The organism is Nocardioides sp. (assembly GCF_041600255.1).
Taxonomy (GTDB): Bacteria; Actinomycetota; Actinomycetes; order Propionibacteriales; family Nocardioidaceae; genus Nocardioides.
In genome coordinates this window covers 1-6,691 of sequence record NZ_JBFIKK010000160.1, presented here as the reverse complement: position 1 = coordinate 6,691, position 6,691 = coordinate 1, and the positions used below count along the sequence as shown (strand labels likewise).

Here is a 6,691-nt window from a genome sequence, read left to right as displayed (position 1 = left end):
TCCGCGGCTGGTGCACCAACCCGGACACACAGGTGATCGTGAAGCCGGTGATCGACCTGGCTGAGCACCACCACGTCGACGCCTACGAAGTCCCCGACCGGATCCGCGAACAGTCCGTTCTGATCAACCCGACCTGCGTGTTCCCGTGGTGCACCAGGTCAGCCCGGTCCTGCGACAGCGACCACATCCAGCCCCACAACGCCGGCGGCAGCACAACCTCCGACAACATCGCGCCGTTGTGCCGCAGGCACCACCGACTGAAGACCCACGGCGGCTGGCGCTACACCAGGCTCGATCCCGGATCGTTCCTGTGGAACAGCCCGCACGGCTACACCTACCTCCGCGACCCCACCGGCACCACCGACGTCAGCCGCGACGTCAGCCGGGACCGACAACCCTGACCGCCCCACACCCGGCCGACCGTCAGACGCGGTGCGCTGTCCTGAGGACCCGCCGGTCCGCGGCGCATCGTCGGCGTGCCCCGATCAGGAGCCCTGCTGGGAGACCCAGGACGCGTGCAGGCCGGCGTACACGCTGCCGGTCTCGGTCAGGAGCTGGGCGTGCGGCCCGCGCTGGACGATGCGACCCCGGTCCACCACGACCACCTCGTCGGCGTTCTCGGCGGTCGAGAGCCGATGCGCGATGGTGACCGAGGTCCGCCCGCTCATCAGGCGCTCCAGGGCGCGATTGATCCGCATCTCCAGCGACGGGTCGACGGCACTGGTCGCCTCGTCGAGCACCAGCAGGTCGGGATCGACCAGGTGCGCGCGCAGCAGAGCGACCAGCTGGCGCTCCCCCGCGGAGAGCGAGTCGCCGCGCTGACCCACCTGGGTGTGCACGCCGTTCGGCAGGCCGGCCAGCCAGTCGTCCAGGCCCAGCTCCCGTGCGCTGGCCAGGATGTCGGCCTCGGTGGCGTCGAGCCGGCCATAGCGGACGTTCGCGCTGATCGTGTCGTCGAAGAGGAAGCCCTCCTGGGGCACCAGCACCACGCTGCGCCTGAGCGACCCGGGCGCGATCGTCGCGACGTCGATGCCGTCGAGCAGGACGCGGCCCTCGTCGGGGTCCATCAGCCGGGTGAGCAATTTGGCGAAGGTGGACTTGCCCGACCCCGTCTCCCCCACGATCGCGATCCGCGAGCCGGCAGCGATCTCCATCGTCACGTCGCGCAGCACCGGCGGCCCGGCGGGGTAGGCGAAGGTCACGTCCTCGAAGCGGATGTCGATCGGGCCCCGGGGCAGGACCCGCCCGTCCGCCCCCGGGTCGACCAGGTCGGCAGGGGTCTCCAGGATCCCGATCACGCGGCGCCACCCGGCGATGGCGTTCTGCGCATCGGTGAGGATCTGGGTGCCCATCTGCACCGGGCCCACGAAGAGCGTCACCAGGAACGCGAAGGCCAGCACCTTGCCGGCGGTGATGTCACCGGCGAAGCCCAGCCAGATCCCCACGATCAGCACCCCGGCGTTCGCCAGCCCGGCCGAGATGCCGCCCAACGAGAACGAGAACGCGGTGAACCCCTGGGCCCGGGTGCTCGCGACCCGGTGGGCGTCCACCGCCTCGTCGATCCGGCGCTGGGTGCGGGCCTCGACGGCGTACGAGCGGACCACAGCGGCACCGACGACCGGCTCGGCGATCGCGGAGAGCAGCAGGCCGACCTGGCGCCGGACGATCCCGTAGGCCTCGGAGAGCCGCCGCTGGAAGAACCGCAGCGAAGCGAACAGCGGCGCGAAGCAGAGCCACACGACGATGGCCAGCTGCCAGCTGTAGACCACCATCACCACAGTGGCGACCAGGATCTGACCGACGCTGATCACGAAGATCAGACCGCCGAAGACCAGGAACTGGCTGACCTGGTCGACGTCGCTGGTGACCCGGGCGACCAGGGCTCCGCGGCGCTCGGTGTTCTGGGTGAGCAGCGGGAGGTCGTGCACGTGCCGGAAGGCCTTGATCCGCAACGTGGCGAGGCCACGCTCGGAGACCCGGAACAGCCGGCTGGTCATCGCGTACGACGCCGCACCGGTCAGCAGCACCGCGATGCCGGCGAGGACCGCCATCGACACCGTGTAGCCCACGTCCGGACCACCCGGGGCGTTCAGGCCCTGGTCGATGGTCTGCTGGACCGCGACCGGCACGACGATCTGCCCCAGCGAGGCCAGCACGGCGAGGAGCAGCGTTCCGCGGAAACCCTCCTTGAGTTCCGGTGAGAAGTGCACGCCCCGGCGGATGGTCTCGAAGGCGCCCATCTCCTCGCCCGAGTCCATCGCGGTCCCGCTGGTGCGCTGCGCGGCAGCCGGGGCCGGACCCGTCGGCGTCGTGGTCACTGGAGATCCCCTGCCAGCTCGGAGTGCTCGGTCTCGTAGGCGTTCACGAGACGGGCGTACGACGGGCTGCGCTCCAGCAGCTCCTGATGGGTGCCCCGGTCGGCGACCCGACCGTCCTGGAGGTGCACGACCTCGTCGGCCAGTCCGATGGTGGCCTTGCGGTACGCGACCACGACCAGCGTGGCGCCCCCGCCGCTGGTGCGCAGGGCGGCCAGGATCCGGGCCTCGACCTCCGGGTCGACCGCGGACGTGGCGTCGTCGAGGATCAGCAGCCGGGGCTTGCGGACCAGGGCCCGGGCCAGGGAGATCCGTTGGCGCTGACCACCCGACAGCGAGGTGCCGCGCTCCCCCAGTCGGGTGTCGAGCCCCTCGGGCAGGGCGGCCACGAAGCCGTCCGCCTGGGCGTGTCGCAGCGCGGCCCAGACGTCCTCGTCGGTGATCGCGTCGCTGCCGAGGGTGATGTTGCCGCGCACGGTGTCGTCGAAGAGGAACGCGGTCTGCGCGACGATCGAGACGGCCGAGGCGAGCTCGCCCCGGGCCAGGTCGCGCAGGTCGATGCCGTCGAGCAGGATCCGGCCGGCGTCGGGGTCGACCAGACGGGTCAGCAGCGAGGTCAGCGTGCTCTTGCCCGACGCGGTCCGGCCGACGATGGCGACGGTGCGCCCCGGCTCCACGGTGAAGCTCAGCCCGTCGAGCACCGGCTGGGACCGGTCGTAGGCGTACGCCAGGTCCTCGACCTCGAGACGTGCGCCGGCGCCCTCCCCGACCGCCTCGTGGTCGCCGAACTCGAGCCCGCCGCGCGCGTCGAGGACGGCCGAGACCCGGCGGAAGCCGACGACGCTGCGCGGGAACTCACCGAGCAGCCACCCGATCGAGCGGATCGGGAACGAGACGATCGTGAGCAGGTAGGCCACGGTGACCACGGCGCCGGGATCGGTGGCCCCCGAGAGCACGCGGTCCACGCCGACGGCCAGGACGACCAGCACGCCGAAGCTCGGCAGGGCAGCGAGCACGGGGTCGAACGCCGCCCGCACCCTGCCCGCGCGGATGTTCACCTCGCGCAGCTCGTGCGCCTTGGCAGCGAAGCGGTCGGTCTCCTCGCCCTCGCGGCCGAGGGTCTTGACCACCAGGGCGCCGTCGAAGGACTCGTGGGCGATCTCGCTGACCTCGCCGCGCAGCTGCTGGGCGCGGGTCATCAGCGGCGAGGCGACCCGCTGGTAGGCGATGTTGGCCGCGATCACCAGCGGGAAGACCAGCAGGCCGATCATCGCCAGGACGAGGTCGGCGAAGAGCATCTGCACGATCGCGATCACCATCATCGCGAGCGTGCCGACCGCCATCGGGAGCGGAGCGATCGGCCCCCACGCAGCCTCGACGTCCGCGTTGGCGTTGGAGAGCAGCTGCCCGGTGGGGTGTCGCTGGTGCCACTCCATCGGCAGGGAGAGGTACTGCCGGGTGACCGCGCGCCGGGTGTGCGCCTGCATCCGGTACTGCATGATGCCGGCCCCGAGTCGCCGAGCGACGATGCCGACCGCGCGCAGGATCGCGACCCCGAGGAAGAGCCCGAGGATCGCCCAGAGCAGGCCGCCACCGATCTCGCCGTCCCGGAAGGCGGGGATCACCACGTGGTCGGTCGCCCAACCGAGCACCCAGGCGTCGGCGACGGTCAGGGCACCGAAGAGCAGACTGCCGAGCGTGGAGAGCGCGAAGATCCAGGGCTCGCGCCGGATGGCGACTCCGAGGACCGCGAAACCCTGGCGGGTCGTGGATCCTCGCGCGGGGGCTGTTGCTTCCGTCACCTGGTGAGCCGCTCCTGTTCCTCCCCGCACGCCTCTGCGTCGGGCCTCTGCGCAACCGCGCCGTCGTGCCACGGTATTCCCCGGCTTCCGACAGGCTACGTTCGCCGGATGAGGCCCTCCGCACTGCTCCTGTCCCTCTGCCTGGCACTCGTGCTGACCGCCTGCTCCTCGCCCGCCCCCCGGAGCGGCGGAACCGAATCGGTGTCGCCCTCGGTGTCCCCCTCGGTGTCCCCGACGAGCGTTCCGTCCGCGTCGCCGTTCGTCGCACCGGCCGGCGTCCGGGTCACCGACCTCGACACCCGGCCGGTGGGCGTGGCCCGAGTGGGCACCGAGGTGTGGACCGCACTGCCCGACGCCGGGGAGGTCCTGACCGGCGACGGTCGACGGATCGCCGTGGGCGACCTGCCGCTGCGTTTGGTCGAGACGCCGGCCGGGGTCTGGGTCAGCCTGATCGACGAGGGCGCCGTGGTCCGGATCGACCCGGCGACCGCCGAGGTCGACCTGCGGGTCGAGGTGGGGCGCACCGACAGCGAGCCCGAAGGGCTGGCCTTCGACGGCACCAGCGTGTGGATCGTGGACCAGGCGGGCGATCGACTCCTGCCGATGGATCCCACCACCGGAGAGCTGGGCAGGCCCGTCGGGGTGGGCGTCGGCCCGCGCCTGGTCACGGTGGCATCCTCCGGGTCGCTCTTCGTCGCCAACCACACCGCGGGTTCGCTCTCCCGCTTCGACGGGGACGAGGTCGAGTCCCGCAGCGCCGGCTCCTGCCTGACCCCGTCGGGGCTGCTGGTGGCGGAGGGGCTGCTCTGGGTGGCGTGCACGGTGGACGACCAGGTGATCGGGTTCGACCTCACCACCCTCAAGCCGGCGGTACGCCTGCCCGGCCTGGCCACCGCGGACGCCGTCGTGGCGAACGGAGGCCTGGTCTACGTGGTCGGCCAGCGTGGACCGGTGGTGTGGACCATCGACCCGCGCACCCGTCAGGTGGTCGGCGAGCTGGTCCTGGACGAGGCGGGCACCACCCCGGAGAACGTGGCGGCCGCCGTGGTGGGTGATCGGCTCGTGGTCTCGCACCCCGAGGCCCGACGGCTGTACGACGTACCGCTGCGACTGCTGCGGCCCTGAGGCCGCGGCCGGGTCGACGCGATCAGCGGACCGGGTGTCCGGCGCCGGCGAGCGCCTGCTTGACCTCGCCGATGGTGAGCGTCCCGAAGTGGAAGACGGTCGCCGCCAGCACCGCGTCCGCGCCCGCCTCGACCGCCGGCGCGAAGTGCTCGACGGCGCCGGCGCCACCGGAGGCGATCACCGGGATGGTGACCTCGCCGCGCACCGCCCGGATCAGGTCGAGGTCGAAGCCGTCCCGGGTGCCGTCGGCGTCCATCGCGTTGAGCAGGATCTCGCCGGCGCCGAGCTCGGTGGCACGCACCGTCCACTCCAAAGCGTCAAGACCGGCCGACTCCCGTCCGCCGTGCGTGGTGACCTCCCAGCCGGAGGCGGTGCCACTCGCGCGCCGGGCGTCGACCGAGAGCACCAGCACCTGGTTGCCGAACCGGTCCGCGATCTCCGCGACCAGCTCGGGCCGCCGGATGGCGGCCGTGTTCACCGCCACCTTGTCCGCCCCGGCCCGCAGCAGCCGGTCGACGTCCTCGACCGAGCCGACTCCCCCGCCGACGGTCAACGGGATGAAGACCTCCTCGGCGGTCCGGGAGACGATCTCCATCGTCGTGGCGCGACCCTGGTGCGAGGCGGAGATGTCGAGGAAGGTCAGCTCGTCGGCGCCCGCGGCGTCGTAGAGCCGGGCCAGCTCGACCGGGTCGCCGGCGTCCCGCAGCTCGCGGAAGTTCACCCCCTTGACCACGCGACCGGCGTCGACGTCCAGACACGGGATCACCCGGACCGCCAGGCTCACGAGCCGGATCCCGCCGACGGACGGGTCAGCGCCAGGGCGTCGGGGAGCGTGAAGCGGCCCTCGTAGAGCGCGGTACCGATGATGGCGCCCTCCACGCCGTCGCCGACCAGGCCCATCAGGGCCGCGAGGTCGGAGAGCTCGGTGATCCCGCCGGAGGCCACCACCGGGCGGTCGGTGGCCGCGCAGACGTCGCGCAGCAGGTCGAGGTTCGGCCCCTGGAGCATGCCGTCCTTGTTGACGTCGGTGACCACGTACCGCGCGCAGCCCTCGGAGTCGAGGCGGGACAGGACCTCGTAGAGGTCGCCGCCCTCACGGGTCCAGCCGCGCGCCGCCAGCGTCCGGCCGCGTACGTCGAGCCCGACCGCGACCCGGTCGCCGTACTCGGCGATCGCGGAGGCGCACCAGTCGGGCTGCTCGAGCGCGGCGGTGCCGATGTTGACCCGCCGGCAGCCCGTCGCCATCGCGGCCGCGAGCGACTCGTCGTCGCGGATCCCGCCGCTCATCTCGACCTTGATGTCCAGGGTGCCGACGATCTTCGCCTGGAGCTCCCGGTTGTTGCCACGGCCGAAGGCGGCGTCCAGGTCGACGAGGTGGATCCACTCGGCGCCCGCGTCCTGCCAGCGCAACGCGGCCTCGATCGGGTCGCCGAAGCGCTTCTCGGAGCC

At 72.3% G+C, this 6,691-nt stretch carries 6 protein-coding genes; 2 read left to right on the top strand and 4 right to left on the bottom strand.

All coding sequences use genetic code 11. The features are described from left to right. A partial coding sequence (locus ABZE72_RS15045; RefSeq protein WP_372729845.1) for an HNH endonuclease signature motif containing protein occupies positions 1-401 on the top strand: 401 nt, incomplete at its 5' end. Between the two features lie 84 nt (positions 402-485). Here ABZE72_RS15045 and ABZE72_RS15040 read toward each other — a convergent pair. Together ABZE72_RS15040 and ABZE72_RS15035 are read right to left on the bottom strand one after the other, a co-directional pair. After that, a complete protein-coding gene (locus ABZE72_RS15040; protein WP_372729844.1) occupies positions 486-2,318 on the bottom strand; it encodes an ABC transporter ATP-binding protein in 1,833 nt (610 codons plus the stop codon). Beyond that, entirely contained in the window at positions 2,315-4,117 is a 1,803-nt protein-coding gene (locus ABZE72_RS15035; protein ID WP_372729843.1) for an ABC transporter ATP-binding protein, read from the bottom strand. The genes ABZE72_RS15040 and ABZE72_RS15035 overlap by 4 nt, the downstream gene beginning before the upstream one ends. Positions 4,118-4,225: 108 nt before the next feature. Here ABZE72_RS15035 and ABZE72_RS15030 point away from each other — a divergent pair, with 108 nt between their 5' ends. After that, complete coding sequence (locus tag ABZE72_RS15030) at positions 4,226-5,242, top strand: hypothetical protein (protein WP_372729842.1); 1,017 nt, start codon at positions 4,226-4,228, stop codon at positions 5,240-5,242. Positions 5,243-5,264: 22 nt separating this feature from the next. On the opposite strand, the gene hisF is transcribed toward ABZE72_RS15030, so the two are convergent. Together hisF and priA are read right to left on the bottom strand one after the other, a co-directional pair. Next, positions 5,265-6,026, bottom strand: coding sequence for an imidazole glycerol phosphate synthase subunit HisF (hisF, locus tag ABZE72_RS15025; RefSeq protein WP_372729841.1), 762 nt, complete (start codon positions 6,024-6,026; stop codon positions 5,265-5,267). Next, positions 6,023-6,691 (bottom strand): bifunctional 1-(5-phosphoribosyl)-5-((5-phosphoribosylamino)methylideneamino)imidazole-4-carboxamide isomerase/phosphoribosylanthranilate isomerase PriA (gene priA, locus ABZE72_RS15020; RefSeq protein WP_372729840.1); only part of this gene is annotated, 669 nt, incomplete at its 5' end. The genes priA and hisF, both read right to left, overlap by 4 nt.